Genomic DNA, 24,927 nt, shown 5'->3' with positions numbered 1-24,927 from the left:
TCGGCCACCCTCGCGGACGACGCGGTGGAGGAGGCGGTCGAGGTCGCGGTCGAGGCGGCTGCCGAGGTGCGACCTCCGTCGCGACCCGGATTGTCCCCGTCGCGCGCGAACGACTTCCTGCAGTGCCCGCAGCTGTTCCGGTTCCGGGTGATCGACCGCCTCCCCGAGCCGCCCAGCTCGGCCGCCGCGCGCGGGACGCTCGTGCACGCGGTCCTGGAGCACCTCTTCGACCTGCCCGCCCCCGAGCGGACCCTGGCGGCGGCGCACGCACTCCTGCCCGAGCAGTGGGCCACGCTCCTCGAGCGCTCCCCCGCCATCGGCGAGCTGTTCGCGGACCCCACGGAGCTCGCCGAGTGGCTGACCAGCGCGGAGGCGCTGCTCGCGACGTACTTCACGCTCGAGGACCCTACGCGCATCCAGCCGCGGGAACGCGAGCTGCTGGTGTCCACGGAGCTCGACGAGGACGGTCCCCAGCTGCGCGGCATCATCGACCGGGTCGACGTCGCGCCCAACGGGTGGGTCCGGGTGGTCGACTACAAGACGGGCCGCTCACCGCGGGCGGGCTTCGAGAGCTCCGCGCTGTTCCAGATGCGGTTCTACGCGTACGTCATCTGGCGTACCCGCGGCGTGCTGCCCAAGCGGCTCCAGCTCGAGTACCTGGGCGACGGCGTGATCCTGACGCACGAGCCGACCGAGGCGGAGATGGCGACCGTCGAGGCACGGGTGCGCTCGATCTGGGGCGGCATCGAGGACGCGGCGAGGTCCGGGGACTGGCGACCGCGCACCTCGAAGCTGTGCGACTGGTGCTCGTTCAAGGCGCTGTGCCCCGCGTTCGGCGGCACACCGCCCGAGATCCCCGCGGGCGCGGTCGAGCGGTCGATCGGGGTCGTGCCGGCCGCCTGAGCGTTCAGCTGGCGCGGCGCAGGTCCAGCACGACACCGCCGGCGATCCGGGCGAAGTCCGGCACGGTCAGGTCCGCGAGCGACGCCACGCGGCTCAGACCGGGCCGCGGCGCGAGCGCCTGCATCACCTCGACGGCCACGACGTGGGCGCCCGACGCGACGGCGGACGCGACGCCCGCGTGCGAGTCCTCGACGGCCACGCAGTCGGCGACGTCGACGCCCAGGAGCCGCGCCGCCGTGAGGTACGGCTCCGGGTCGGGCTTGGGCCGCGTCACGACGTCGCCGCTGACGACGACGTCGAACAGGCCGACCGCTGCCGCGAACGGCTCGGCGAGCCGACGGAAGGAGGACGTGACGAGCGCCATCGGCACGCCCGCGTCGTGCAGCGCGGCGAGGATCTCCTGCGCACCCTGCTGCCACGGGATCCCGCTCGCGACGCCCGCGGCGACCCGGCTGTTGAGGAAGTCGGCGATCTCCTCGTCGGGCAGGTCCACGCCCCGAGCCCGCAGGATCGGGGCGCACACCGACATCGGGTTGCCCACCATCGCGAGGCCGTCCTGCGGCGTCCACACACCGCCGTGCGCCTCGACCAGCTCGGTCTCGGCAGCCATCCAGTAGGGCTCGGTGTCGATCAGGGTGCCGTCCATGTCCCACAGGACGGCGGACGGCGCGACGAGGTCGGTGAAGGCGCTGGGCATCGGTCCATCGTACGAGGGACCGTCACGACCTCCCGACGCGCGCGGGCGGGCCCGTCCGCTGTCGCTGCGACGGCGCGCCTTACGCTGGGCCGATGAGTGAGACCTCCCCGGCCGACCTCCCCGTCCGCGAGACCGTGCTGCTCGCGGCGTTCGAGGGCTGGAACGACGCGGGGTCGGCCGCCACCCAGGCGCTCGAGCACCTGCACGAGGTCTGGGACGCCGAGCAGGTGGACGAGCTGGACCCGGAGGAGTACCACGACTTCCAGGTCAACCGGCCGGTGGTCGGTCCCGGCGCCGACGGCCGTCGCGAGATCACCTGGCCGACGACGGCGGTCGCGGTCGCGACCGCGCCGGTGAGCGGCAGGCGGGTGGTCCTGGTGCACGGCATCGAGCCGTCCATGCGGTGGCGCCGGTACTGCACCGAGCTGCTGGACATCGCCGCGGGGCTCGGGGTCGACACCGTCGTCACCGTCGGCGCCCTGCTGGCGGACGTCCCGCACACGCGCCCCATCCCCGTGAACACGACGAGCGAGGACGCGGGCGTCCGCGACCTCCTCCGGCTCGAGCCCAACACGTACGAAGGACCGACGGGCATCGTCGGGGTGCTCCAGCACGAGGCCGCGGCGCGCGGGATGCACGCGATGTCCCTGTGGGCGGCGGTCCCGCACTACGTCGCGCACCCGCCGTCGCCCAAGGCCACGCTCGCGATCCTGCACCGGATCGAGCAGCTGCTCGGCGAGCCGGTGCCGCTGGGCGAGCTGCCCGACGACTCGGCCGCGTGGCAGCACGGGGTCGACGAGCTGGCCTCCGAGGACGCCGAGATCGGCGAGTACGTGCACCAGCTGGAGGAGGCCAAGGACACGGCCGACCTCCCGGAGGCGAGCGGCGAGGCCATCGCCCAGGAGTTCGAGCGCTACCTGCGCCGCCGCGACAAGGGCACCGGCGGCTGACCCGTCAGAGGCGGATGCCCAGGAGGGCGTCGAGGGTGCGGCCGATGACGCCGGGGGCGCCCTCCACCGGGTTCGCCGTGCCCGCCAGGGACAGGTCTGCCCACGCGTCGATCGCGGCCAGTGCGGCGGGCGTGTCGAGGTCGTCGGCCAGCGCCGCCCGCACGGCGGCGAGCGTGTCGTCGGCGTCGGGGCCACCGTTGCCGGAGACGGCCGCGCGCCAGTGCTCCAGGCGCTCCTGCGCGGCGCGCAGGCCCTCGTCCGTCCAGTCCCAGTCGTCGCGGTAGCGGTGCGCCAGGATGGCCAGCCGGACCGCCATCGGGTCCACGCCCTGCTCACGCAGCCGGGAGACGAGCACGAGGTTGCCCAGCGACTTGCTCATCTTGTGCCCGTCGAGGCCGACCATGCCGGTGTGCAGATGGACCCGCGCCCCGCGGCCCTCGTCGAGCAGCCGGGCGTGCGACGTGCTCATCTCGTGGTGGGGGAACTGCAGGTCCGACCCGCCGCCCTCGACGTCGAACGGCAGCCCGAGGGCGTCCCGGGCGATGACCGCACACTCGATGTGCCAGCCAGGACGACCTCGGCCGAGCGCACCACCGTCCCAGGCGGGCTCGCCCGCGCGCTCACGGCGCCACAGCAAGGGGTCGAGGGGCGCTCTCTTGCCGGCCCGCTCGGGGTCTCCACCGCGCTCCGCCGAGAGCGTGCGCATGGTGTCGTCGTCGAGGCCAGCGACCGCGCCGAAGTCGATGTCGGCCGTCAGGTCGGCGTAGACGTCACCCAGGCCGTCGTCGGCGAGCGCGTCGGGCGACGGCACGCGGTACGCGGCACCGGCGGCGAGCAGCACCTCGACGGCCTCGACGACCGCGGGGATGACCTCGACCACGCCGGAGTAGACGTCGGGCGGGATGACGGCCAGCGCGGTCATGTCCTCGGCGTAGAGCTGGGTCTGCTCGGCGGCGAGGTCCCGCCAGTCGATCCCGAGCGCCGCCGCGCGCTCCAGCAGCGGGTCGTCGACGTCCGTGACGTTGGACGCGTACCGGACCGTGTGGCCCGCGTCGCGCCACGCCCGCCCCAGGATGTCGAACGCGACGTACGTCGCGGCGTGTCCCAGGTGGGTCGCGTCGTACGGCGTGATCCCGCAGACGTAGAGCGTGGCGTCGGGGCCTGCCGCAGCGACGACCAGCTGGTCCGTCGAGGAGTCCCGCACCTGGACCGGGAGGCCACGTCCGGGGAGCTGCGGGATGTACGGGGGTGGCCAGGTGAGCACGCCGGAAGCCTAACCGGGCTCCGAGGTCCACAATGCCCAGGTGACGCACCAGACATCGACCGACGCCCACCGCGAGCGGGTCTGCGTGGAGACGTCCGACGGGTGGGAGCTCGCCGGGGACGGTGCCCGGACCGACGGAGCCCGGTGGGTGGTCGTGGACTCGATGGACGACCTGTCGGACGCCTCGCGCCGGTACGGCATCAGCGAGCGCGCGATCACGCTCCTCGAGCACCGCATCCCCGGTGCGCACCCGCCGGCCCCGAACCACGCGCAGCGTGCCCGGCTCGACCGGTCCCCGGACGGGGAGCTGATCCTGACGACACCGACCCTGTCGTACGTCGAGGACACGCACGACGTGCACACCGGTGCGTTGACCACCGTCATCGGCACCGACGTCGTCCTCATGGCCGAGATCGGCGCCGCGCACGTGCTCGACCGCGCCCTCGCCAAGCTGACCGGCGGGTTCCCAGTCCCAGACGAGGGCGTCCACCAGGTCCTCGCCGTCGTCGTCCTCACGCTCGTCGCCGAGGCCTCCGACGTCGAGATCGGCCTCGGCGACGCCGTCGCGGACGCGGAGCGGCTGGTGTTCTCCACGAGCCGGCACAGCAGTCCCGTCGAGGAGATCTACGACCTGAAGCGCGAGATCGCGGAGGCGCGTCGTGCGCTGAGTCCGGTCACGTCGGTGCTGCCCGAGCTGATGGCGGAGGCCGAGGAAGGGTCCGGCCGTCGCAGCTCGCAGCCGTGGTTGCGCCGGGCCGAGGCGTGGGTCGACCGTCTGGACAAGCACCTCGACGGGTACGACGACCTGCTCAGCGACATGCTCTCGGTGCACCTCGCGCAGGTGTCGGTGCGGCAGAACGAGGACGTCCGCAAGATCTCGTCCTGGGCGGCCATCGCGGCGGCACCCACCCTGGTCGCCAGCATCTACGGCATGAACTTCGAGCACATGCCGGAGCTGACGTGGACGTACGGGTACCCGTTGGCGATCGCGGCGATGGGCGCCGTCTGCTACTCGCTGTACCGGCTCTTCCGGCGGTCCGGCTGGCTCTGAGCGCGACGGGCGCTACGTCGTGACGGGTGCGCTGTTGGCGTCGAGCACGCCCGTGAGCAGCAGGAGCACCACGAGCGCGGCGAGGCCGAGCCGGTAGTACACGAACGGCTTGTAGCTGAACGTGGAGACGATCTTCAGGAACACGATGATGACCAGGTACCCGACGACGAACGCGACGAGCGTCGCCACGAGCGTGGCAGCGAAGCCCGGGGTGCCGCCCTTCCCGAAGTCGTCGACGCTCTTGGCCAGCTGGAACAGCCCCGACCCGAACACGGCGGGGATCGCCAGCAGGAACGAGTACCGCGCAGCGGCCTCGCGTGTGTACCCCATGAGCAACCCGCCGGTGATGGTGCCACCCGACCGCGACACGCCGGGGACGAGCGCGAGCGCCTGCCAGAACCCGAACTGGAGCGCGTGCTTGCCGGTCAGCTCGGTGAGCTCGCGCTGCTTGGCTCCCCTGCCGTCCGCCCAGCCGAGCACGAGCGCGAAGCCGGCGAGCGTCAGGGCGACGAGCCACAGGTTGCGGAACGTCTGCTCGATCGCGTCCTGGAACGCCAGGCCGAGGATGACGATCGGGAGCGAGCCGAGCGCGATGAACCACGCCATGAGCGCGTCGTGGTCGGCCCGCCGCCCCACCGGCATGCCCGCGCGTGAGCGCCAGTCGGTGCCGTGGTCCCCCCGGATCGCGCGCCACCAGGCGGTGGCGATCCGGGCGATGTCCCGCCGGAAGTAGAGGATCACGGCGGTCTCGGTGCCGAGCTGCGTGATCGCGGTGAACGCGGCGCCCGGGTCGGAGCCGAACAGGTCGCCGACGATGCGCAGGTGCGCGCTCGACGACACCGGGAGGAACTCGGTCAACCCCTGGACGAGCCCCAGAAGGATCGCTTCGCCCAGTCCCATGGCCTCTGTCACGAGCGGACACGATAGCCGGGTGCGTTGCCGCAGCAGACCTGCGCGCGCCGATTAGTGTTGCGCCTCATGGAACAGCGCCACCTGGGCCGCACGGGTCTGCGGGTCTCCCGGCTCGGGCTCGGCACGATGACCTGGAGCCGCGACACGGACGCGCACGACGCGACGGAGCAGCTGCGCGACTTCACGGACGCGGGCGGAACGCTGGTGGACACGTCCGCCTCCTACGCCGACGGGGGCGCCGAGGAGCTGCTCGGTGAGCTCCTCGACGACGTCGTCCCGCGCGACGAGGTCGTCCTGTGCACCAAGGCCGGCATCCGGCGCACCAGCACGGGCGGTGTGGTCGACGCCTCGCGCGGCGGCCTCCTGGCGTCCCTGGACGGGTCCCTGCGTCGCCTGCAGACCGACCACGTCGACCTGTGGCTCGTGCAGACGCCCGACCCGCGCACCCCGCTCGACGAGACGGTGTCCGCGCTGCGGCTGGCCGTCACCAGCGGCCGCGCCCGGTACGTGGGGCTCGCCAACCACGCCGGCTGGCAGGTGGCCCGCGCGGCGAGCCTGCTCGAGGGCGAGGTCGGTCTGACCGCGGTGCAGGCCGAGTACTCGCTGCTGCAGCGCGGGATCGAGCGTGAGGTGGTGCCCGCGGCCGTCGCGCTCGGGGTGGGCGTGCTCGCGTGGTCGCCGCTGGGTCGCGGGGTGCTGACCGGCAAGTACCGCCGGACCATCCCGGCCGACTCGCGGGCCGCGTCACCGCACCTGGCGGGTTTCGTCGAGCCCTATCTCGCGCGGGCGTCGGCGACGATCGTCGAGGCGGTGGCGACGGCGGCCACCGGTCTGGAGCGCACCCCGCTCGAGGTGGCGCTGGCGTGGGTGCAGGGACGTGGGGTCGCGTCCGCGATCGTGGGTGCCCGCACGGCGACGCAGCTGCGCGCCTCGATCGCGGCGCAGGACCTGGTGCTGCCCGACGAGCTGCGCAGGGCGCTCGACGAGGTCAGCGCCCCGACGCTCGGCTATCCCGAGCGCTTCTAGCTACCGGCTGGCCTCGTCGGCGAGGTCGTCGACGTCCGCGTCGTCGTAGTCCTCGTCGTCCTCGTCCTCGTCCTCGTCGTCGTCCTCACCGTCGTCCTCCTCGGCGAGGTAGAACGGCGTGGCCTCGCCGTGGACGGTGCCGAGCGCGTCGTCGTACACCTCGAAGGCGTCGGCCAGGATGTCGTACGCGTCGTCGACCGCAGGGTCGTCCTCGCCGTGCGGTGCGGCGACGGCGGTGTAGTGGGCCTCGAGGGCTGCGATCAGGCGGTCCAGCGCGGCACGCGGGTCGACGGTCATGCGACGACCGTAGTCGTCTACGGGGCACAATGGCAGCGCGTAAGGTTCTCCGGCACGAGGCTCGGACTCTCTATCGTCGCGGCGCGAACGCCGTCACGGGACGGGGTGGCGAATGGCAATCGGTCAGACACGGACGAAGCGGCCCGACTGGGTCGCGCAAGGCGGTCAGTACGAGTACCGCGTGCTGCGGATCCCGGCGGCGACGTCCCGCAACGATGCGCGCCGCATGCTGACCGAGCAGGCCGAGCTGGGCCGCTGGGAGCTGTCGCGGACGCTCCTGTTCGCCGGCGGTGAGCGCAAGGTCTGGCTGCGGCGCAAGATCATCCGCGTGCGTAGCACCCTGGCGGAGACCTCGGGCTAGAGCGCGTCGAGCGGCACGTCCTCGTCCGCCGGCCGGGCGGCTCCCTGTGCCGTCCGACGAGCACGCGGCGCTGGTGGTCCGGCTGGGTCAGCAGGTGCGCAGGAGCCTGTCCAGGACGCGGGTGCCGAAGCGCAGGGCGTCGGCGGGGACGCGCTCGTCGACACCGTGGAACATGCCGGCGAAGTCGAGGTCGGCGGGCAGGCGCAGCGGCGCGAAGCCGTAGCCGCGGATGCCGAGCCGCGACAGCGACTTGTTGTCCGTGCCCCCCGACAGCGTGTAAGGGAGCACCGTCGCGTCGGGGTCCTCGGCCAGCAGCGAGTCGACCATGCGGTCGACGAGGTCACCGCTGAACGGCACCTCGAGCGCCGTGTCGTGGTGGATCCGCTCGATGCGCACGTGCCCACCGGCCAGCTCGGCGACGGTCCGCACGAACTCGTCCTCCAGGCCGGGCAGGTAGCGGCCGTCGACCGTCGCCTCCGCCGAGCCGGGGATGACGTTCGCCTTGTAGCCCGCGGTCAGCTGGGTCGGGTTGGTGGTGTGCCGCAGGGTGGCGCCGACGAACTTCGACGCCGGGCCGAGAGCGGCCACGAGCCGGTCGACACCCTCGGGGTCCTCCGGGTCGAACGGCAGCCCGGTGAGCTGGGCGACCCCGTCGAGGAGCGCACGGACCGTGGGCGTCAGCTGCAAGGGCCACGCGTGCCGACCCAGCCGCGCCACCGCCTCGGCCAGGTGCGTCACGGCGTTGTCGGCATTGACCTGGCTGCCGTGCCCCGCGCGACCGTCGGCGACGAGCCGCATCCACGACAGGCCCTTCTCGGCGGTCTGCAGCAGGTACGCCCGACGGCCGTCGACGTCGACCGAGAACCCGCCGACCTCGCTGATCGCCTCCGTGGCCCCCTCGAACAGGTCCGGTCGGTGGTCGACCGCCCATCGCGCCCCGAACGCGCCGCCGGCCTCCTCGTCCGCGAACATCGCCACGACGACGTCCCGCGCCGGCTTGCGCCCCTCCCGGGCCATCTGTCGCACGACCGACAGGATCATCGCGTCCATGTCCTTCATGTCCACGGCACCGCGGCCCCAGACCAGGCCGTCGACCTCCTCGGCGCCGAACGGGTCCACGGACCAGTCGTCGGCCCGCGCCGGCACGACGTCCAGGTGACCGTGCAGCACGAGCGCCGGACGCGACGGGTCCTCACCCTCCAGCCGCACCACGACGCTCGCCCTGCCCGGCGCGCTCTCGACGAGCTCAGGGTCCAGACCCACCTCGGAGAGCAGCCCCATGACGTGCTCGGCGGCGGCCCGTTCCCCCGGCCCGGAGCCGTCGCCGTAGTTCGACGTGTCGAAGCGGATGAGGTCGCGGCAGATCTGCACGACCTCGTCCTGCGCGGAGAGCGAACCGTTGCCGGGCGCGCCGGAGGCCGGGTGGGTGACGGGCATGCCGTCCACCGTACCGGCCCCCGGAGCGGGCGGAACGTCAGCCGGTGGACGCTCCCAGCAGGCCCCGGCGGGCCAGCAGCGGGTCGATCAGCGGGTCACGGCCGCGCAGGTCGCGGAACGCCGCCATCGGGTCGAGCGACCCGCCACGCGACAGCAGCCGCGCACGGAAGACGTCACCGTTCGTCCGGTCGAGTCCCCCGTTCTCCCGGAACCACTCCACCGTGTCGGCGTCGAGGACCTCGGACCAGATGTACGAGTAGTACCCGGCCGAGTACTCGCTCGCGAAGATGTGGTTGAAGTAGGTGGAGCGGTACCGCGGCGGCACCGGGGCGTAGTCGACCCCCGCGCGCTGCAGGGCGGCCGCCTCGAACGCCTCGACCTCGTCGACGTCCCGCGGCACCTCCTCGGGGGACAGCCGGTACCAGGCCTGGTCGAGCAGGGCGGCCGCGAGGTACTCGGTGGTCGCGAACCCCTCGCCGTCCTGGCGGGCCGCGAGCAGCGTGTCCACCCACTCCGACGGCATCTGCTCGCCCGTCTCGTGGTGCAGCGTGAACGACCGGAGGATCGACGGGTCCCACGCCCACATCTCGTTGACCTGCGACGGGTACTCGACGAAGTCCCGCGGGACGGCGGTCCCGGACTGCGAGGGCCACCGCACGGCGGAGAGCAGGCCGTGCAGGGCGTGGCCGAACTCGTGGAACAGCGTGATCACGAGGTCCCACGTGAGCAGCGTGGGCTCACCCTCGGGCGGCTTCGGGATGTTGAGGTTGTTCACCACCACGGGCCGCTCGTCGAGCAGCGTCGACTGGTCCACGAGGCTGTTCATCCACGCGCCGCCACGCTTGGACTCCCGGGTCCAGAAGTCGCCCAGGAACAGGCCGAGCTCGCTGCCGTCCGCGTCGAACACCTCGAACACCCGCACGTCCGGGTGGTAGCCCACCAGGTCGTGGCGCTCCGCGAACGTCAGCCCGTACAGCTCGGACGCCGCGCGGAACACCCCGTCGGCCAGCACGCGCTCCAGCTCCAGGTACGGCCGCAGGATCGCGTCGTCGAGCGAACGCCGCTCCTTCTTGACCTGCTCGGCGTAGAACTGCCAGTCCCACGGCTCGAGGCGGGCGTCCGGGTGGTCGCGACCGAGCGCCTCGGCCAGGTCGGCGCCCTCCGCGCGGGCGTTGGCCACGGCCACGGGGGCGAGGCGCTCGAGGATGTCCGAGACGGCCTGCGCGGTCGTCGCGGTCGCGTCGGCGGCCACGTACTCCGCGTGGTGCGCGTACCCGAGGAGCTGGGCTCGCTCGGCACGCGTGCGGGCCAGGTTCAGCAGCGTCGACCGCGTGTCGTGCGGGCCGGACGCCCCCCGGCCGGCCGACGCGCGGAAGACCCGCTCCCGCAGGCCGCGGTCACGCAGCGCGGCCAGCGGGGCCTGCTGGGTGGGCAGCGCGAGCTCGAGGAACCAGCCTTCCTCGTGGCCGCGCGAGCGGGCGGCGGCAGCGGCGGCGTCCCGCGCGTCCTCGGGCAGCCCGTCCAGCTCGTGCTCGTCCGTCACCAGGACGCCCGCGGCGTTGGTGGCCGCCAGCAGGAGGCGACCGAACTCGGCCTCGAGGCTCATGATCTCGGCGTTCAGGGCGCGCAGCCGTTCCTGGGACGCGTCGTCGAGCCCGACGCCGGAGCGCACGAACCTCGTGTGGGTGCGGTGCAGCAGCCAGGCCGTGTTCGGTTCGAGCTCCAGCGCACCGGAGTCGACGTCGGCCTGCAGCGCGGAGACACGGGCGAACAGGCGGGCGTCGAGGTAGATCGCGTCGAGGTGGGCGGCGAACTGCGGCGCGAGCTCCTGCTCGATCGCTTCCAGCCCCGGGGTGGAGTCGGCGCTCGACTGGTTGTAGAAGCACTCGACCGCGCGGTGCAGCAGGCGGCCGGAGCGTTCGAGCGCCTCCAGGGTGTTCTCGACGGTCGGCGCGGCGGGGTCGGACGCGATCGCGTCGATCTCCGCGCGCTGCTGCGCCATCCCGGCGAGCAGGGCCGGGCGGTAGTGCTCCTCACGGATCGTGGTGAAGTCCGGGAGGCCGTAGGGCAGGGTGGACGGGACGCCGAAGGGGTTGTCGGCGGGGAGGTCGGTCGGGTGCATGCCCGACATCATCGCCGACGGGTCGGTCGTCCGCGCCTCACGACGTGCGGGCGAGGAACGCGTCCTCGGCGCCGTACGCGAAGAAGTCGCCCATCGCCTCCATCCGGACGAACCCGGGGAAGGCTTCGCGCCAGTCGCGGGCGGCCGCGGCCTCGACCAGCCACTCGACGCAGGCGCCGACCGTGTCCGCGTACCCACCGGGGGCGACGTACCCGAGCTCGTCCTGCGCGCGCCGCATGTCGAGCACGAGCGGACGGGGTACCGACCAGGGGGTCAGCCCGACCCCGTCCACCGGGCCGCCCGGCACCGTGACCAGACGCGACGTCACGCCCATGACCGCGTCGACCGCCGCGGCGATCTCGGCGACGGTGAGCGCCTGCGGGTCGGCGGCGTTCAGCACCCGGTCCCCCGGCTGCCGGGCGGACAGGCGCACCAGCTCGCCCAGGACCGCGGTCGAGGTCGTGTGGAAGCGGCTGAGGCCGTCGTAGGCGAGCACGCGGACGTCGCGACCGTCGAGCACCCGCTTCACGAACGTCCACTCCCGCGGCTGGACGCACCCGGGGCCGTGGATGGCGCCCGGGCGCAGGACCGTGGTCGGCACGGGGGACGCCGCCCACGCCTGCTCGAGGGCGACCTTCCCGGTGGCGTAGGAGTCGCGGCCCGGTCCGACGGTCGGCTGGTCCTCCGTGAGCGGGACGGGGAACGACCCGAACTCGTCGGACTCGAACCCGTCGCCCGCGTCGTCGACGTAGACGCCCGCGGTGGAGATCACGACCGCCGAGCCGATCCGGTCGGCCCGCTCGGTCAGCGCGGTGGCCTGCCGGTCGTCGTACGCGACGACGTCGACCAGGACGTCCACCCCACCCGCGAGGGCCTCGTCGAGCGCGTCGCGGTCCTCCCGGTCCCCCCGCACGAGCCGCGCGCCGCCGACGTCCGCGTCGTGCCGGGCGAGCACCCGCACGTCCCAGCCGTCGTCGAGCAGGGCGGGCACCACGGCCCGGCCGATCTGCCCGCTGCCACCGATCACCAGTGCCGTCGCCATGGGACGAGGCTAGGCGAGGGCCCTCGCCGCGGTCGCGTGCGTCGGGTACCCGTGGGCCTGGCCGACCGCGAGGTTGTACAGCTGCCCGTCGTGCGTGGTCAGCCCCGCGCCGAGGGCCGGGTCGGCCGCGGTCGCCGCCGTCCACCCCAGGTTCGCCAGCGCGGTGAGGTACGGGAGCGTCACGTTCGTCAGGGCCCGCGTGGAGGTGACCGGGACGGCTCCGGGCATGTTGGCGACGCAGTAGAAGACGGAGCCGTGCACGAGGAACGTGGGGTCGTCGTGCGTGGTGGCGCGGGTGTCCTCGAAGCAGCCGCCCTGGTCGACCGCGACGTCGACCAGGACGGACCCCGGTCGCATGCGGGAGACCAGCTCGTTGGTGACGAGGTGCGGCGCGCGGGCCCCCGGCACCAGCACCGCGCCGATGACGAGGTCGGCGTCGAGCACCTCGCGCTCGATGGCGTAGGCGCTGGACGCGATGGTGCGGACGCGGCCGCCGAACGCGGAGTCCGTGTCCCGCAGCCGCGGCATCGACAGGTCGAGGACGGCGACGTCGGCGCGCATCCCGACGGCGATCTCGGCGGCGTGCCGGCCGACGACCCCGCCGCCCAGGACGACCACCTTCGCGGCGTCCACACCGGGGACGCCGCCGAGGAGGACCCCGGTGCCGCCCTCGTTCTTCATGAGGTGGTAGGCGCCCACCTGGGTGGAGAGGCGCCCGGCCACCTCGCTCATGGGGGCGAGCAGCGGCAGCGACCCGTCGGGGAGCTGCACGGTCTCGTACGCGATGGAGGTGGTCCCGGCCGCGAGCAGCGCGTCGGTCGCGGGCCGGTCCGCGGCGAGGTGCAGGTAGGTGAACAGGACGAGGTCGTCGCGCAGGTGGCCGTACTCGGACGCGACGGGCTCCTTGACCTTGCAGACGAGGTCGGCGCTCCCCCACACCTCGGTGGCGTCGGCGAGGATCGTCGCACCTGCGGCGGCGAACTGCTCGTCCGTGATGGCCGAGCCCGTCCCGGCGCCGGCCTGGACCAGCACCTGGTGCCCGGAACCGACCAGCTGGTGCACGCCCGCCGGGGTGAGCGCGACGCGGTACTCGTGGTTCTTGACCTCGCTGGGGATGCCGACCTTCATGGTGGTCTCCGTCCGGGCTGGGCTTCGGCAGATCTCACCATTCTGAACTTCCTGTGTTGCGAACGGATGACAATGACGGATGATTCGCTAGATTCGCGTCATGTCCGTCGCAGATTCGTCGAAGGCCGTCCCAGCCGGTTCGCGCCGAATGGCGTTCGGGGCGGTGGAGCTCGACGACGTCGACCGGCGCCTGCTGGGCGAGCTGGAGCGGGACGGGCGGATCTCCAACAAGGACCTCGCCGCGCTCGCCGGCATCGCCCCGTCGACGTGCCACGCCCGGGTCCGGGCCCTGCGCGAGTCGGGCGTGCTGCGCGGCTTCCACGCGCAGGTCGACCCGGAGGCGGTGGGACGCGGGCTGCAGGCGATGATCGCGGTGCGGCTCCAGCCGTCCGCGCGTGCCCGCCTCACGGAGGTGGCGCACCGGCTGGCGCAGCGGCCCGAGGTGCGCGACGTGTACCTGCTCGCCGGGGTCGACGACGTGCTCGTGCACGTGGCGGTGCGCGACTCGCCGGAGCTGCGTGCGTTCGTGCTGGAACACCTGAGCACCCGCCCGGAGGTGGCCCACACGCAGACCAGCCTGGTGTTCGAGCACGTGCACGCCCCCGGGACCGCGTCGATCTGATCAGCCGGCCACCCGCGCCCAGACCGCGGCCTGCCCGAGGACCGCCCGAGCGCCGGCCTCGTCGCCGAGCCGGTCCCACACCGAGAAGGCGGACTCGGTGCAGCGCGCGAAGCCCCAGGCGGCCACCCGGCCGGGGTCGAGGTCGAGCAGCCCCGCGAGCAGGACCACACGGTCACGCAGCACGACCTCCGGGTCCGGGTGCTCGAACGGGTCGTCGACCTGCTCGAGCAGCGGCCACAGGTCGTACGCGCGGTCGCCGCGCATCGGCTTCGGGTCGATGGCGAGCCACCGCCCACCTCCCGCCGCCAGGATGTTCCCGGGGTTGAGGTCACCGTGGACGAGCACGCCCGTCGACGTCGGCAGCGTCCGCAGCAGGTCCGCCGCATCGGCGACGTCGATCCTGCGTCGCGACCCGCGGTCCTCCAGGAGGTCCGCCCAGCCGGCGCACACGTCGGCCATCGCCGGCACCTCGACCTCGTCCCCGACGGACCACAGCGACCGGGCGACGTCCGCCGCCGCCGTCAGGCGCTCGCGCGGGCTCCCCGGCGCGCGCGACAGCGGCGTGCCCGGGTCGATGCGTTCGAGGAGCAGCGCCCAGTCCTCCTCGTGCGCCGCGAGGAGCTGCGGGACGCCGTGCCCGTGCCACGCCCGCAGCGCCGCCCCCTCGTGCCGCGCCTCGTCGTGCGGGAACGAGAGCTTCAGGACGACCGGTCGGCCGTCGACCCGGGTGGCCGGTGCGCACCACGACGCAGCGCCGTCGGTGAACGGTGGACCGAGACGCAGCCCCCACCGCCGCGTGGCGTCGGCGACCAGGGTCGGGAGCCGGTCGATCCACTCGGCTCCGCCGCGCGTCCGGCCGACGCCGTCGCGCAGGATCGCGGGGACGACCACACCCGGCACCGATCGCCCCCACTCACTCGCATGCTCGTTCCGGATTCGCGGCAGCGTATGCGATCCTGCGGCGACCGACGTCGGACGCAGGGGGTGGAGCAGTGAGCGCTGGTGACCCCCAGGGCCTGAACCCTTGGGTCGACGCGCGCGGAGCCCACCCGCACCCCCTCCTCCTGCCGCACCCGCGCACCCCCGCCGAGGAGGCCGCGGTGCGGTTCCTCGGCCCCGCGGTCCGGGTGCGCCGCGGGCCGCGGCCGGGCGTCGTCCTCCTGACGGTGCTGCTGGCCGGGCTCGTCGCCGCGGCGGCCTACGGATGGATGTGGTCGTCGGGCCAGCTCGGTCCGCCGGCAGGTCGGGAAGAGGCGGCCGCGCCCCTGGGCGCGCCGCCGCTGGGTCAGACCGCGACCACGGGATTCACGTTCACCGCGATGCAGCCCGACGGCGCCGGACCGGTCGCCTACAGCCCGTGCCGACCGATCCACTACGTCGTCCGGCCCGACGGCGAACCCGTCGGCGGTGCGGAGCTGATCCGGACCGCGGTCGCCCAGGTGTCCGCCGCGACCGGTCTGCAGTTCGTGGAGGACGGCCCGACGCAGGAAGCCCCTGACACGGAACGCGATGCCTACCAGCCCGACGTGTACGGACGCCGCTGGGCACCCGTGCTCGTCGTGTGGTCAACTGCGGCCGAGACCCCGGAGCTCGCCGCCGACGTCGCGGGGATCGCCGGTTCGGCCTCCGTCACGCGCGCCGGACGGAGCGTCTACGTCACCGGGTCCGTCACCCTCGACGCCGAGGACATCGGTGCGCTCGCCGCCCGTCCGGAGACCCGGGCGACCGCGCTCGGCATCGTCACGCACGAGGTCGCCCACCTGGTCGGCCTCGACCACGTCGACGACCCGACGCAGCTCATGTACCCGAGCACGAACGTCACCCGGACCGTCTTCGGCACCGGTGACCGTGCCGGGCTCGCGGCTCTCGGCGCGGGCGAGTGCGCACCGGACGTCTGACCGAAGCCTTCACACCCGGTCCGCAGAGTTCACCCCGGAACTCCCCGGCGGACGACGTACCGTTGCACGTCGCCACCGCCACCCTGTCAGGAGCCGTCATCCACCGTCGCCCGATCGTCCTGGTGCACGGCACCCGGACCTCGTCCGTGATCTGGCGCCGGCAGGTGGACGCGCTCGAGCGATCCGGTCACCTCACCGTGGCCATCGACCTGCCGGGACACGGCCGACGGTCGCACGAACGCTTCAGCCTCGACGGCGCCATGGCCGCCATCGACGACGCCGTCCGGTCCTGCACCGAGCCCCCGCTGCTGGTCGGGCTCTCCCTGGGCGGCTACACGAGCCTCGCGTACGCGCGCCGCAACGAGCACAGGATCGCGGGCGTCGTCCTGGCGGGCTGCTCGACGGAGATCAAGGGCAAGCCCCTCGCCGCCTACCGACGCGCCTCCGGCGTGCTCGCGCGGGCGCTGCGCCTCGGCGGCCCCGACTGGCACGTGGTGACGGACATGCTGACCGCGCTCGCGGGCTACTCGCCGCTGGCGGACCTGCGCGGTACCGCGGTGCCCGTCTGGCTGGTGAACGGTCGTCGCGACCCGCTGCGGCTCGACGAGCGCCGCTACCTCGAGGCCCGTCCCGGCACGCGGCTCATGGTCGTGCCGCGCGCGGGTCACGACGTCAACGCCCACGCACCGGTCGCCTTCAACCGCATCCTGCTCGACGCCCTGCACGAGCTGCGGCACCGCGGCGGCCTCGCCCTCGCGTGACCTGGCCGTCCGGGGAGGCACAGTAGGGGCGTGGACCCCGCACAGCTCGCCGACGCCTCCCGGCTGCGGACCCGCGCGACCGTGCTGCACGCCGATGCGGACTCCTTCTTCGCCGCCGTCGAGCAGCGCGACAAGCCGTCCCTGCGCGGTCGGCCGGTGCTCGTCGGGGGGACCGGCCCGCGCGGCGTCGTCTCGACGGCGTCCTACGAGGCACGCCGGGCGGGGGCGCGTTCGGCGATGTCGATGAGCCGTGCGCGTCGGCTCAGTCCCGCGGCCGCCGTCCTGTTCCCCCGGTTCGAGGCGTACTCGGCGTACTCCCGCCTCATCATGGCCACGCTCGCGACGCTGTCCGAGCTGGTCGAGCCGCTCAGCATCGACGAGGCCTTCGTCGACCTGGAGGCCGGCCCCTTCGCCGACGATCCTGCCCGCGCCGCCACCGAGGTGCGCGCGCGGATCCGCGAGGTCACCGGCCTCGCGGTCTCCATCGGGATCGGCCGCACCAAGCTCGTCGCGAAGCTGGCGTCCGACGCGGGCAAGCCGGACGGCCTGCTCGTGGTCGAGCCCGCCGACGAGGACGACTTCCTCCTGCCCCTGCCGGTGCGCGCGGTGCCCGGCATCGGTCCGGCGACGGCGGCGGCACTGGAGCGGCTGGACGTCCGGACGGTCGCGGACCTGCGGCGGCAGCCGCTCGACATCCTCACGATGACGGTGGGCGAGTCGTCGGGCGTCAACCTGTTCCGCCTCGCCCGCGGCATCGACCCCCGGCCGGTCGCGCCCAGCACGGAGCGCAAGTCGGTGGGTGCGGAGCGGACGTTCGCGCAGGACATCTTCGGCGCCGACCTGATCGCCGCGGCCGTCGACCGGGTCACCGACGAGGCGCTGCGCCGGCTGACCGCGCACGGGGGCGGCGCCCGGACGGTCGTCGCCAAGGTGCGGTTCGCCGACTTCACGACGCTGACGCGGTCGGTCACGCTCGCGCAGCCGACCGCGGAGCCCGCCGAGCTGCGGGCCGCCGCGCACCAGGCCGCACGCGCGGCCGGCATCAACGACTCGGTCCGGCTGCTGGGCGTCTCGTTCCACAACCTGTCACCCCATGCGCAGCTGACCCTGCCCTGGGACGACGACGAGCCCGCACCCGCCGCCGCCGTCGACGACGTGCCCGACGTGCCGCTCGCGCTCGGGCTGCTGACCGAGGAGAACGCGCGCCCCGGCCTCGACGTCGAGCACGACACCCTCGGTCGGGGCTGGGTGGTGCACGTCCGGGGACGGCAGGCGACGGTCAGGTTCGAGAGCGTGGACACCCCGCCCGCCCGCTCCCAGGTGGTCGACCTGGCCACCGACCCGCTGCTGCTCGTCCCGCCGCTGACTCCTACGCTCGACGCATGACGCTGCGCAACATCCAGACCGCCCTGGACCAGGTTCCCGCGCCCTGGCAGCCCCACCTGCTCGCCCGGCTCAACGATCACGAGGTCAAGGTGGTCAAGCTGCACGGCGAGTTCGTCTGGCACACCCACCCGGACACCGACGAGATGTTCGTGGTCGTCTCCGGGGTCCTGACCCTCCAGCTGCGCGACGGCGACGTCGTGCTCGGTCCGCAGGACGTCTACGTCGTCCCGCGCGGCGTCGAGCACTGTCCCCGGGCCGACGAGGAGGTGTCGGCGCTGCTGGTGGAGCTCGCCGGGACGCAGAACACCGGCGACGCCGGCGGTGCCCTGACGTCAGAGACGCGCGAGCTGCCCCGCTAGCCGCCCGGCCCGGCGCTGGACGTTCTCCCACGCCGCGGACGACACCCCCGGATGGGCGTCCCGGTCGACGACCGCGAGCGCGTCGTCGAGCGCCTGCACGGTCTGGGCGACGACCCGTCGCGCCCGCTGGGGCGCCATCCCCCAGGACCGTCCTTCGTCGGCGAGGTCCTCGGCCGTGATGGACGCGATGGTGCTCTTGCCTGCGACGTCGAGGGCGAGGCGTCCGGAGGACACGGTGGTGTGCTCGTGCATCGAGACGTCGTAGGCCGGGGCGAGGTGCAGGCGTGCACCGTCGGGGTGCCGGACGAACGAATGGTTCTTGGCGTGCGCGTCGGTGTTGCCGATCGCGACGGTGAAGGTGACGAGGCGCAGGAGGTCGTCGGTGCGGGCGCCGCCGTCGGTGAGGACGCGGGCGGCGGCGGTGTACGACGGGAGCGCGCGTCCGCGCTGGAACTTGCGCTCGGGGTCGGACGTGCTGATCCCGAGCGCCTGGGCGAGGTCCTCCTGGTGGATCCGGTCGGTCGGCCCGTCGGACACGACGCGGTCATAGCGCGAGACGACGATCGCGCGCACGTCGTCGAACTGCTCGATGGTGGCGTCGACGCTGGTCAGGCCGATGCGCCGGGCGAGGTCGAGCGACGCGGCCTCGGTGTCGATGAGGTCGTGGGTCGGGGACTGCGCCGGGCGGGAGAGCTTGATGATGTGGGTCGACGCGGCTCCTGCGCGGACGCGCGCCCAGCCGTCGGCGTGCCGGGCGAGGGCGACCTTGGGTTCCATGCCCGCGAGGGAGGTCAAGGAGTCGAGGCGGCCGTCCGCGGTCCCGTAGGACGCCGAACGGCGCAGCATCTCGGCGACCTGGTCCCGGTCGATCGGCTCGAGGTGCGCGGTCGTGGCGGGGTCGGGTGCTCCTTCGTCGACGAAGACGAGTGCGCCGGCGGTGTCCTTGCCGTAGACGCCGAGGACGCCGAGGGTGTCGTCGGGGTCGATGCGGTGCTCGACGGCCATCGCGGTGCGCGTGCGCCCTTCGGGGAGCAGTCCTTCCAGCCAGGCTCTGACGCGTGCGGGGTGGGTCCCGTCGGCGGTGGCGAGCGGGAGCAGGTGCGAGGCGACGCGGGACCCGACCCCCCATCGTTGGACGGCGGCGTCCGACCAGACGAGGTGGAGCCGGTCGTCGTGGCTGGTGACGGTCGCGGCTCTGGTGCCGTAGAGCCAGAGGTCGAGGGCATGGTTCATCGCTGTTCGGCCTTGAGCACGATGTCGAGCTCGCGCAGGACGGCGAAGAGTCGGTCGGTGTACAGGCTGGGCTTGCCCTGCTCGATCTCGACGACGTAGCGACGGGAGATGCCGAGCTCGTCGGCGAGCTCGGCCTGGGTCAGTCCGCGCTGCTGTCGTCGGTCGCGCAGGAAGTCGCCCAGGTCGGTGGGGCGGGTGACCCAGGCCCAGGCGGTGGGAGTGGTCTCCATCGGTCCTCCGTGTGCGGATATCGTGTCATGGCGTCCATGGCACACTATCGTTACATCGGACCGATGTCACCTTATCGTGACTGATTCGTGAGTCGCTCCACCCGAGCGACGAGCTCGGGCCACGCGCGCCGCGGCGGCACCCCGTGGCCGGCGTCGGGGAACACCACGAGCTCGGCGTCCGGGATCTCGCGCGCCAGCGCCTCCCCGTGCGCGAGGGGGAAGAGCGGGTCGTCCGCGCCATGGACGACGAGCGTCGGCGCGGCGAGGTCCGAGAGCCGGTCCCGCCACGGTGGACCGGGGTCGACGAGGAACGGGTTCGTGGTCGCCGCCCGCAGGTCGTTCGACCGGCGCTCCGTCCGCACCGCGATCACCCGTTGGAGCGCCTCGTCGAAGCCGCCGCGCTGGAACGGCCGCTCAAGCTCGGTCAGGTACGTGACGACCGCCTCGCGATCCGCCCAGTCGGGCTCGTCGGCACCGCCGTCGAAGAACGTGCGCAGGTCGTCGGACATCCCCGGCAGGTCCGCCGAGCCCGGCGTGCTGCTGACCAGCGTCAGGGTCGCCACCCGCGCCGGGTGGTCGAGCGCCAGCAGCTGCCCGACCATCCCGCCGCCCGACACCCCGAGCACGTGCGCCGACGGCACACCCTCGTCGTCCAGGAGGGCGAGCACGTCCGCCACCACGTCGCTCATCCCGTACCCCGGCTCCCCCACCGGCCACGTGGTCGAACGACCCTGGTCGCGCGCGTCGTAGCGCAGCACCCGGTGGCGCCGCCCGAGCAGGTCGACCAGACCGTCCGGCCACGCCACCAACGAGCACCCCGCGCCGTGCACGAGCACCAACGGCTCCCCGGCACCGGAGACGTCGACGCACAGCCGGACGCCGTCGGCCACCTCGACCATCCGCTCCGTCACCGGAGCGCCTCCCGGCTCCGGCGGTCGTTCTCCTGCGCGATGGCCACGACGAGCTCCTCCTTGCGCATCCGCGAGCGCCCCGCGATGCCGAGCTCCGTCGCGACGTCGTACAGGTGCGCCTTGCTCGCGTTCGCGTCGACCCCGCCGGCCGTCGGCGCGTCCGAGCCGTACCCCTCCTCGGCGTGCTGGTCCGACGGCCCGTACTCCACCTTCGGGCGCCAGCTGTCGCCGACCTTCTCGTGGGAGTGCTTGAGGGCGGCGAAGGCGACGAGGTGCGCGCGCTCCTCGTCGCCGTCGTACTGCTCGATCGCCGCGTCGTACGCGTGCGCGAAGGTGCGCTGCGCGAGCTCGTCGGAGCGTTGCAGCGTGCTCGGCAGCTCGCTCTGCCTGGCGGCTCCGGATCGTGTCGTCTTGGGCACGACTCGATCGTCACCCGCGACCCGCCCGGTCGCCAGCGGGCCTTTGGTCACTGGCCGGCCGGCCGGCCGCCTCGGATGATGGCAGGACCGGCGAACAAGCAGACCAGGAGCGTGACGTGACAGTCGACGACGTGCAAGGACGCACCGTCCCGATCGAGGGTGCCGACGGTGAGGTCCGCCTGTACCGGCGCCACCGGAACGGCGGCGGTCTGGTCGACACCACCGCGACGGTGGCCGACGGTGCGGCGGTGCACGAGTCCGCGTACGTCGAGGCCGACGCCGTGCTCGGCGACGCCACCCGGGTGGGCGCCGGCTGTTGGATCGAGTCCGGCGTGACGATCGGCGACGACGTCACCATCGGCCAGAACGTGCACCTCGGATCCGGATCACGCGTGGGCGACGGCGCACGGATCGGCGCGAACGCCCGGATCGGCGCGGGCGTGGTCGTCGCCGCCGGCGCCCGGGTCGCCGTCGACGCCCGGGTCGCCGACCGCGACGTCGTGCTGGGTGACCGCCGACGGTCGTCCAGCACGGACTTCGGGACCGCGGCCTAGACTCAGCCGGCCTCGGCCTTGGCCGCCTCCGCGGCTGCCTTGATCTCGTCCGCCTCGACCTTGTCGATCGCCTTCTCGACGATGGCGTCCGCCTTGTCGAGCGCCTTGCGGATCTCGACCGCGCCCGGGTCGGAGACCAGCGCCAGGAGGCCGGAGTGCCCCGGGGGGATCGCGTCCTGCAGCTCCTCCGCCAGCCCCTTGCGGTGCTTGAGCTCACGCGCCTTGCCGGTCGCCGCACCCACGGCACCCAGGACCGCAGCGCTCCCGATGATCGACGGCGGGAAGATCAGACCGAGCGCGACGCCCCCGACGACGCCCCACGTCAGGCCGTGCCGGGTGCTGTGGTCGGTCGCCTTCTGGATCTCGAGCGTCCCGTCGGCGGCACGCGACACGACGATGACACCGTCGATCTCGAGCGTCCTGCCGTCCTCGATCGACTTGAGGGCCTCGTACGCCGCCAGAGCGGTGTCGGTGTCCGCGAAGTCGGCCACGAAGAGGGTGTACGCACCGTCCGAGAGGGCGGCGACGACGTCGGTGGGCTGGTCGTCCGACATGAAGAGCTCCTTGGTCTGCAGAGTCGATGTCCGGTGTGGTGCGATATCGACCGTAGACCAGGTCCCCAGGCGCGGACAGGGGCGGATCCGGCGCCCGGTCTACGCTCGACGGGCATGAGCTTCCGCTACGAGGAGCGAGCCTCGGCGTCGGTGTTCGTCGACGTCGTGTGGCACACCCAGGACACGAGCGACGGGACGTACCTCGCGTCCGCCGACGCACGCTGGGACCTGATCTTCAGCCTCACCGCCGACGGCCACCGCGTGCTGCTCAGCGGCCCGTCGACGCAACCCACCCCGGTGCCCTACACCGCCGGCAACAGGAACGTCGGCATCCGGTTCGCCCCCGGTGCCTACTTCACGCACGTCCCCGTCGGCACGATGCGCGACCGCACCGAGCGGCTGCCGATGCCCTCGCCCGGCCTGTTCCTCCTGGGCGGGTCGCTGTGGCCGTTCCCCGGGACGGACGACACGCTGGTCGACGCCCTCGTCGAGTCGTTCGCCCACGACGGGCTTCTCTCCCGCGACGACGTCGTGGAGGCAGCGCTCGACGGCGGCCCGGTGCCGCTGTCGCCCCGCTCGGTCGAGCGGCACTTCACGCACGCCACCGGGATGAGCCCGCGCGAGGTGCGGCGGATCGCCCGGGCCCGCGAGGCCGTCGCGCGTCTGCAGCGAGGCGAGGCGATCGCGGACGTCGCCCACCGGCTCGGGTACGCGGACCAGTCCCACCTGACACGGGAGCTCAAACGGCTGACGGGGTTCACACCCGGTCAGTCGCAGGGCCGCGACGAGCCCGTCTGACGGTGTCGTCCCCGTTCAAGACACCCCGTCGGCGCTCCGGTTGGCTCGGACCGCACGCACCACGCCGACGGAGAGGACCGACGCCATGGACATCCGACCGTACGAGATCGCGATCCCGACCACGCAGGTCGACGACCTGGCCGAGCGGCTCGGCCGCACCCGCTGGCCCGCCGACCTCACGTCGGGCTGGGAGCGCGGGACCCCGGTGACCTACGCGCGACGTCTCGCCGAGCACTGGCGCACGGGCTTCGACTGGCGCACCCAGGAGGAACGCCTCAACCGCATGCCCCAGTTCCTCGCCGACGTCGACGGCCAGCCGGTCCACGGGCTGCACGTGCGGTCCCGCGACGAGCACGCGACACCGCTGCTCCTGTGCCACGGCTACCCCGCGTCGTTCGTCGAGTTCGCCGCGCTCGCGCCCGCGCTGGCCGACCCGCAGGACGGTCCGGCGTTCCACGTCGTGGCGCCGTCGATCCCCGGCTTCGGGTTCTCCACCCCGCTCACGGGCCACGGCTGGGGCATCGCCCGGACCGCCGAGGCGTTCGACCGGATCATGCGCGCGCTCGGCTACGAGCGGTACGCCGTGGTCGGCGGGGACGTCGGCGCCGGGATCAGCGAGCAGCTGTGCCTCGACGCGGGCGACCGGGTGATCGCCTCGCTGGTCACCACCGACCCGGGCGCCATCGCGACCGCGTACACCCCGCCCACGGACCACCTGACCGACGAGGAGAAGGCCCGGCACGAGAGCCTGAAGGCGGCCCGCGCGGAGGACTTCGGGTACCTCCAGGTGCAGACGACCCGGCCCCTGAGCGTCGCGTACGGCCTCACCGACTCCCCCGTCATGCAGCTGACGTGGATCGTCGAGAAGGTCCGCGAGTGGACCGACCCGGAGCGCGCGCTGCCCGAGGACGCCGTCGACCTCGACCACCTCCTCACGCTCGTCTCCGTGGCGTGGTTCGGGCGGGGCGGCGACGGCGGCGCGAACCTGCTCTACGAGGCCGCGCACGCGTCCGTCGCCTGGGGCCGCGCGCACGACCGCCCCCAGGGCATGGTCGCGTTCGGCGAGGAGCCACTGATGCGACGCATCCTCGACCCCGACGGGCACCTCGCGTTCTGGGCCGAGCACCCCCGGGGAGGGCACTTCCCGGCGATGGAACGACCCGACGAGCTGGCCGGGGACATCCGCGCGTTCCTCGCGGCGGTGCCCGTCGGCTGAGCCGGGGTGGCCGGATGTGGGTGGTGTGCGGTCTGATCGTGTCGAGCGACCGCGCGGCTCGTGCGCGGCCCCGAGCCTTGGAGGACCCCGATGGCGACGATCGTCTCCAGCCTGTTCATCTCGCTCGACGGCGTGGCCGAGATCGACCCGGCCTGGCACTTCCCGTACTTCGACGAGAACATGGGCGCCGCGGTCGGCGAGGACTACGAGGACGTCGACGTGATGATCCTCGGGCGCGTGACGTACGACAGCTTCGCCGGCGCGTGGCCCGACCGTGAGGCCGCCGGCGGGGAGGACGCGACGTTCGCAGCCCAGCTCGGTGACGTCCGCAAGGTCGTCGCCACCCGCGGCAGCCAGGACCTCGGCTGGCGGAACGCCGAGGCCGTCCAGGGCGACCTCGTCGAGGCCGTCACCGCGCTCAAGGCGGACCCGACCATCGGCAAGATCCTCGTCGCCGGGTCGATCTCGATCGTCCGGCAGCTGCTCGCCGCCCGGCTCGTCGACCAGCTCAGCCTCTTCGTCCACCCCGTCGCCGCCCGCCACGGCGAGCGGCTGTTCGACGAGGGCGAGCCCATCTACCCCCTGCGGCTGCTGCGCTCCGACATCTTCCCCACGGGTGTCGCACGCCTCGTCTACGCGCCCAGCGAGCTGCCCGGCACCCAGACGTACGAGGACGTCACCGACAAGGTGCCCGGCGCCGACAGCTGATAGATCTCGACCCACCCGAGGGGCAACGTCTGTCGTGACGTTGTCCTCGGGTGGGAGGTGCCGTGGTGCTGCTGCTGCAGAAGGCGTT

28 protein-coding genes are annotated in these 24,927 nt (G+C 73.3%); 14 read left to right on the top strand and 14 right to left on the bottom strand.

The annotated features are described in order from the left end of the window. Positions 1 to 24: 24 nt before the first annotated feature. Positions 25 to 903, top strand: coding sequence for a PD-(D/E)XK nuclease family protein (locus ASF78_RS00140; RefSeq protein WP_056587793.1), 879 nt, complete (start codon positions 25 to 27; stop codon positions 901 to 903). A 4-nt stretch (positions 904 to 907) separates the two neighbouring features. Here ASF78_RS00140 and ASF78_RS00135 read toward each other — a convergent pair whose 3' ends face one another. After that, positions 908 to 1,600 carry an HAD family phosphatase gene (locus ASF78_RS00135; protein WP_056583488.1) on the bottom strand — a complete coding sequence of 231 codons (693 nt, stop codon included), beginning with the start codon at positions 1,598 to 1,600 and terminating at the stop codon, positions 908 to 910. 92 nt (positions 1,601 to 1,692) lie between these two features. Here ASF78_RS00135 and ASF78_RS00130 point away from each other — a divergent pair, with 92 nt between their 5' ends. Beyond that, positions 1,693 to 2,550, top strand: coding sequence for a PAC2 family protein (locus ASF78_RS00130; RefSeq protein ID WP_056583485.1), 858 nt, complete (start codon positions 1,693 to 1,695; stop codon positions 2,548 to 2,550). Positions 2,551 to 2,554: 4 nt separating this feature from the next. Here the strand turns inward: ASF78_RS00130 and mshC are convergent, their stop codons facing one another. Beyond that, positions 2,555 to 3,814, bottom strand: a complete 1,260-nt coding sequence (gene mshC, locus ASF78_RS00125) for a cysteine--1-D-myo-inosityl 2-amino-2-deoxy-alpha-D-glucopyranoside ligase (RefSeq protein ID WP_056583482.1) — start codon at positions 3,812 to 3,814, stop codon at positions 2,555 to 2,557. A gap of 40 nt (positions 3,815 to 3,854) precedes the next feature. Here mshC and ASF78_RS00120 point away from each other — a divergent pair, with 40 nt between their 5' ends. Then, a complete protein-coding gene (locus ASF78_RS00120; RefSeq protein WP_235518320.1) occupies positions 3,855 to 4,865 on the top strand; it encodes a CorA family divalent cation transporter in 1,011 nt (336 codons plus the stop codon). A 12-nt stretch (positions 4,866 to 4,877) separates the two neighbouring features. Here ASF78_RS00120 and ASF78_RS00115 read toward each other — a convergent pair whose 3' ends face one another. Then, positions 4,878 to 5,765, bottom strand: coding sequence for an undecaprenyl-diphosphate phosphatase (locus tag ASF78_RS00115; RefSeq protein ID WP_056583478.1), 888 nt, complete (start codon positions 5,763 to 5,765; stop codon positions 4,878 to 4,880). 78 nt (positions 5,766 to 5,843) lie between these two features. Between ASF78_RS00115 and ASF78_RS00110 the strand changes: the two genes are divergently transcribed. Further along, positions 5,844 to 6,803 (top strand): aldo/keto reductase, encoded by a 960-nt coding sequence (locus tag ASF78_RS00110; RefSeq protein ID WP_056583475.1) that lies wholly within the window; start codon positions 5,844 to 5,846, stop codon positions 6,801 to 6,803. On the opposite strand, the gene ASF78_RS00105 is transcribed toward ASF78_RS00110, so the two are convergent. Further along, a complete protein-coding gene (locus ASF78_RS00105) occupies positions 6,804 to 7,100 on the bottom strand; it encodes a hypothetical protein (protein ID WP_056583472.1) in 297 nt (98 codons plus the stop codon). 112 nt (positions 7,101 to 7,212) lie between these two features. On the opposite strand from ASF78_RS00105, the gene ASF78_RS00100 reads away from it, so the two are divergent. Further along, positions 7,213 to 7,461: a DUF5703 family protein gene (locus tag ASF78_RS00100; protein ID WP_055915272.1), complete on the top strand. Its 249-nt coding sequence runs from the start codon at positions 7,213 to 7,215 to the stop codon at positions 7,459 to 7,461. Positions 7,462 to 7,548: 87 nt separating this feature from the next. Here ASF78_RS00100 and ASF78_RS00095 read toward each other — a convergent pair whose 3' ends face one another. Genes ASF78_RS00095 through ald form a run of 4 tightly spaced genes read right to left on the bottom strand, consistent with a single transcriptional unit; the run spans position 7,549 to position 13,190 of the window. Next, positions 7,549 to 8,898, bottom strand: a complete 1,350-nt coding sequence (locus tag ASF78_RS00095; RefSeq protein WP_056587787.1) for a M20/M25/M40 family metallo-hydrolase — start codon at positions 8,896 to 8,898, stop codon at positions 7,549 to 7,551. A 37-nt stretch (positions 8,899 to 8,935) separates the two neighbouring features. Continuing rightward, entirely contained in the window at positions 8,936 to 11,020 is a 2,085-nt protein-coding gene (locus ASF78_RS00090) for a M3 family metallopeptidase (protein ID WP_056587783.1), read from the bottom strand. A 37-nt stretch (positions 11,021 to 11,057) separates the two neighbouring features. Continuing rightward, positions 11,058 to 12,062 (bottom strand): NAD(P)-dependent oxidoreductase, encoded by a 1,005-nt coding sequence (locus ASF78_RS00085; protein ID WP_156373985.1) that lies wholly within the window; start codon positions 12,060 to 12,062, stop codon positions 11,058 to 11,060. A gap of 9 nt (positions 12,063 to 12,071) precedes the next feature. Then, positions 12,072 to 13,190 carry an alanine dehydrogenase gene (gene ald, locus ASF78_RS00080; protein ID WP_056583469.1) on the bottom strand — a complete coding sequence of 373 codons (1,119 nt, stop codon included), beginning with the start codon at positions 13,188 to 13,190 and terminating at the stop codon, positions 12,072 to 12,074. A gap of 100 nt (positions 13,191 to 13,290) precedes the next feature. Here ald and ASF78_RS00075 point away from each other — a divergent pair, with 100 nt between their 5' ends. Further along, positions 13,291 to 13,812, top strand: coding sequence for an Lrp/AsnC family transcriptional regulator (locus ASF78_RS00075; protein ID WP_082494719.1), 522 nt, complete (start codon positions 13,291 to 13,293; stop codon positions 13,810 to 13,812). On the opposite strand, the gene ASF78_RS00070 is transcribed toward ASF78_RS00075, so the two are convergent. After that, positions 13,813 to 14,703 (bottom strand): aminoglycoside phosphotransferase family protein, encoded by an 891-nt coding sequence (locus tag ASF78_RS00070; RefSeq protein WP_056583463.1) that lies wholly within the window; start codon positions 14,701 to 14,703, stop codon positions 13,813 to 13,815. It abuts the gene before it with no gap. 101 nt (positions 14,704 to 14,804) lie between these two features. Between ASF78_RS00070 and ASF78_RS00065 the strand changes: the two genes are divergently transcribed. The 4 genes from ASF78_RS00065 to ASF78_RS00050 all read left to right on the top strand — a co-directional run bounded on the left by ASF78_RS00065 (position 14,805) and on the right by ASF78_RS00050 (position 18,216). Further along, positions 14,805 to 15,710, top strand: coding sequence for a matrixin family metalloprotease (locus ASF78_RS00065; protein WP_056583461.1), 906 nt, complete (start codon positions 14,805 to 14,807; stop codon positions 15,708 to 15,710). Between the two features lie 62 nt (positions 15,711 to 15,772). After that, positions 15,773 to 16,471, top strand: coding sequence for an alpha/beta fold hydrolase (locus ASF78_RS00060; protein ID WP_235518319.1), 699 nt, complete (start codon positions 15,773 to 15,775; stop codon positions 16,469 to 16,471). A gap of 30 nt (positions 16,472 to 16,501) precedes the next feature. After that, the gene (locus ASF78_RS00055; protein WP_056583455.1) at positions 16,502 to 17,857 is read left to right on the top strand and encodes a DNA polymerase IV; all 1,356 of its coding nucleotides are present in this window, start codon (positions 16,502 to 16,504) and stop codon (positions 17,855 to 17,857) included. Further along, a complete protein-coding gene (locus ASF78_RS00050) occupies positions 17,854 to 18,216 on the top strand; it encodes a cupin domain-containing protein (protein WP_056583451.1) in 363 nt (120 codons plus the stop codon). Before ASF78_RS00055 ends, ASF78_RS00050 begins: the two co-directional genes overlap by 4 nt. Here the strand turns inward: ASF78_RS00050 and ASF78_RS00045 are convergent. The 4 genes from ASF78_RS00045 to ASF78_RS00030 all read right to left on the bottom strand — a co-directional run bounded on the left by ASF78_RS00045 (position 18,190) and on the right by ASF78_RS00030 (position 21,009). Further along, entirely contained in the window at positions 18,190 to 19,449 is a 1,260-nt protein-coding gene (locus tag ASF78_RS00045; protein ID WP_056583448.1) for a HipA domain-containing protein, read from the bottom strand. The genes ASF78_RS00050 and ASF78_RS00045 overlap by 27 nt on opposite strands. Next, on the bottom strand, positions 19,446 to 19,679 hold the full coding sequence (locus ASF78_RS00040; RefSeq protein ID WP_056583445.1) for a helix-turn-helix domain-containing protein: 234 nt from the start codon (positions 19,677 to 19,679) through the stop codon (positions 19,446 to 19,448). The genes ASF78_RS00045 and ASF78_RS00040 overlap by 4 nt, the downstream gene beginning before the upstream one ends. Positions 19,680 to 19,750: 71 nt before the next feature. Further along, positions 19,751 to 20,590, bottom strand: coding sequence for an alpha/beta fold hydrolase (locus tag ASF78_RS00035; protein WP_200940496.1), 840 nt, complete (start codon positions 20,588 to 20,590; stop codon positions 19,751 to 19,753). Beyond that, positions 20,587 to 21,009 (bottom strand): ChaB family protein, encoded by a 423-nt coding sequence (locus ASF78_RS00030; RefSeq protein WP_056583440.1) that lies wholly within the window; start codon positions 21,007 to 21,009, stop codon positions 20,587 to 20,589. The genes ASF78_RS00035 and ASF78_RS00030 overlap by 4 nt, the downstream gene beginning before the upstream one ends. Before the next feature lie 116 nt (positions 21,010 to 21,125). Here ASF78_RS00030 and ASF78_RS00025 point away from each other — a divergent pair, with 116 nt between their 5' ends. Then, entirely contained in the window at positions 21,126 to 21,563 is a 438-nt protein-coding gene (locus tag ASF78_RS00025) for a DapH/DapD/GlmU-related protein (protein WP_235518318.1), read from the top strand. Positions 21,564 to 21,565: 2 nt separating this feature from the next. On the opposite strand, the gene ASF78_RS00020 is transcribed toward ASF78_RS00025, so the two are convergent. Continuing rightward, positions 21,566 to 22,117, bottom strand: a complete 552-nt coding sequence (locus ASF78_RS00020; protein ID WP_056583437.1) for a DUF1269 domain-containing protein — start codon at positions 22,115 to 22,117, stop codon at positions 21,566 to 21,568. Positions 22,118 to 22,231: 114 nt separating this feature from the next. Between ASF78_RS00020 and ASF78_RS00015 the strand changes: the two genes are divergently transcribed. From ASF78_RS00015 to ASF78_RS00005, 3 genes are all read left to right on the top strand, one after another. Beyond that, the gene (locus ASF78_RS00015) at positions 22,232 to 22,915 is read left to right on the top strand and encodes an AraC family transcriptional regulator (RefSeq protein WP_056583434.1); all 684 of its coding nucleotides are present in this window, start codon (positions 22,232 to 22,234) and stop codon (positions 22,913 to 22,915) included. Positions 22,916 to 23,000: 85 nt separating this feature from the next. Further along, positions 23,001 to 24,131: an epoxide hydrolase family protein gene (locus ASF78_RS00010; RefSeq protein WP_056583432.1), complete on the top strand. Its 1,131-nt coding sequence runs from the start codon at positions 23,001 to 23,003 to the stop codon at positions 24,129 to 24,131. Between the two features lie 90 nt (positions 24,132 to 24,221). After that, positions 24,222 to 24,839, top strand: a complete 618-nt coding sequence (locus ASF78_RS00005) for a dihydrofolate reductase family protein (RefSeq protein ID WP_056583429.1) — start codon at positions 24,222 to 24,224, stop codon at positions 24,837 to 24,839. Positions 24,840 to 24,927: the final 88 nt, after the last annotated feature.

This window comes from Cellulomonas sp. Leaf334, from assembly GCF_001424195.1.
Taxonomy (GTDB): Bacteria; Actinomycetota; Actinomycetes; order Actinomycetales; family Cellulomonadaceae; genus Cellulomonas.
The sequence above is the reverse complement of the archived record's forward strand: the minus strand, read 5'-3'. Positions and strand labels throughout refer to the sequence as shown.

Bases quoted from the DNA above. Each gene is read 5' to 3' on its own strand.
- ASF78_RS00135 (WP_056583488.1), bottom strand. From the start codon at position 1,600: ATGCCCAGCGCCTTCACCGACCTCGTCGCGCCGTCCGCCGTCCTGTGG.
- ASF78_RS00130 (WP_056583485.1), top strand. From the start codon at position 1,693: ATGAGTGAGACCTCCCCGGCCGACCTCCCCGTCCGCGAGACCGTGCTG.
- ASF78_RS00115 (WP_056583478.1), bottom strand. From the start codon at position 5,765: ATGGGACTGGGCGAAGCGATCCTTCTGGGGCTCGTCCAGGGGTTGACC.
- ASF78_RS00110 (WP_056583475.1), top strand. From the start codon at position 5,844: ATGGAACAGCGCCACCTGGGCCGCACGGGTCTGCGGGTCTCCCGGCTC.
- ASF78_RS00105 (WP_056583472.1), bottom strand. From the start codon at position 7,100: ATGACCGTCGACCCGCGTGCCGCGCTGGACCGCCTGATCGCAGCCCTC.
- ASF78_RS00100 (WP_055915272.1), top strand. From the start codon at position 7,213: ATGGCAATCGGTCAGACACGGACGAAGCGGCCCGACTGGGTCGCGCAA.
- ASF78_RS00095 (WP_056587787.1), bottom strand. From the start codon at position 8,898: ATGCCCGTCACCCACCCGGCCTCCGGCGCGCCCGGCAACGGTTCGCTC.
- ASF78_RS00090 (WP_056587783.1), bottom strand. From the start codon at position 11,020: ATGCACCCGACCGACCTCCCCGCCGACAACCCCTTCGGCGTCCCGTCC.
- ASF78_RS00085 (WP_156373985.1), bottom strand. From the start codon at position 12,062: ATGGCGACGGCACTGGTGATCGGTGGCAGCGGGCAGATCGGCCGGGCC.
- ald (WP_056583469.1), bottom strand. From the start codon at position 13,190: ATGAAGGTCGGCATCCCCAGCGAGGTCAAGAACCACGAGTACCGCGTC.
- ASF78_RS00075 (WP_082494719.1), top strand. From the start codon at position 13,291: ATGTCCGTCGCAGATTCGTCGAAGGCCGTCCCAGCCGGTTCGCGCCGA.
- ASF78_RS00050 (WP_056583451.1), top strand. From the start codon at position 17,854: ATGACGCTGCGCAACATCCAGACCGCCCTGGACCAGGTTCCCGCGCCC.
- ASF78_RS00045 (WP_056583448.1), bottom strand. From the start codon at position 19,449: ATGAACCATGCCCTCGACCTCTGGCTCTACGGCACCAGAGCCGCGACC.
- ASF78_RS00040 (WP_056583445.1), bottom strand. From the start codon at position 19,679: ATGGAGACCACTCCCACCGCCTGGGCCTGGGTCACCCGCCCCACCGAC.
- ASF78_RS00020 (WP_056583437.1), bottom strand. From the start codon at position 22,117: ATGTCGGACGACCAGCCCACCGACGTCGTCGCCGCCCTCTCGGACGGT.
- ASF78_RS00015 (WP_056583434.1), top strand. From the start codon at position 22,232: ATGAGCTTCCGCTACGAGGAGCGAGCCTCGGCGTCGGTGTTCGTCGAC.
- ASF78_RS00010 (WP_056583432.1), top strand. From the start codon at position 23,001: ATGGACATCCGACCGTACGAGATCGCGATCCCGACCACGCAGGTCGAC.
- ASF78_RS00005 (WP_056583429.1), top strand. From the start codon at position 24,222: ATGGCGACGATCGTCTCCAGCCTGTTCATCTCGCTCGACGGCGTGGCC.